Source organism: Paraburkholderia phymatum (genome assembly GCF_038900715.1).
In the GTDB taxonomy this organism is placed as follows: domain Bacteria; phylum Pseudomonadota; class Gammaproteobacteria; order Burkholderiales; family Burkholderiaceae; genus Paraburkholderia; species Paraburkholderia phymatum_A.
On the sequence record NZ_JAYMRZ010000093.1, the window covers coordinates 1 to 464 of the forward strand.

Sequence of the window (464 nt, forward strand, 5' to 3'; positions counted from 1 at the left end):
TTCTGGGCCGAGGCGGGCGACGCGCTGGTGGGCGAGGTCTCGACCGTGAACGACGATATGACCGACAATGTCTTCGAGGCCCCTGTCGGCCGCTTCGCCCGCATCGACGAGGACGAGGCGCCCTTGCGGCTGCTGGTGTCGGACTATGGGGGATTCTAACGGGTTCCGCCTTGCGCGACTGGCGGTCTTGTTGGATAACGCCCGCAAGCAAGAACAGAGGTTCCCGCCATGCGAGTCCGTATCTACAAGCCTGCGCGCAACGCGATGCAATCCGGCATCGCCCGCACCAAGCTTTGGGTGCTTGAATTTCCGGCAGACGATTCGCGCGAGATCGACCCGCTGATGGGCTGGACCAGCAGCGACGACACACAAAGCCAGGTCCGCCTGCGGTTCGAGACGCGCAAGCAGGCCGAGGACTATGCCCGCGAGAAGGGCCTGGAGTTCGAGGTGATCGAGCCCCACTC

2 protein-coding genes are annotated in these 464 nt (G+C 64.2%); both read left to right on the plus strand.

The features are described from left to right. The coding region (locus VSR68_RS43025) for a D-lyxose/D-mannose family sugar isomerase (RefSeq protein ID WP_428983720.1) at positions 1–159 on the plus strand (159 nt) is incomplete at its 5' end. Positions 160–228: 69 nt separating this feature from the next. Next, positions 229–464 (plus strand): ETC complex I subunit (locus VSR68_RS42555; RefSeq protein WP_342945384.1); only part of this gene is annotated, 236 nt, incomplete at its 3' end.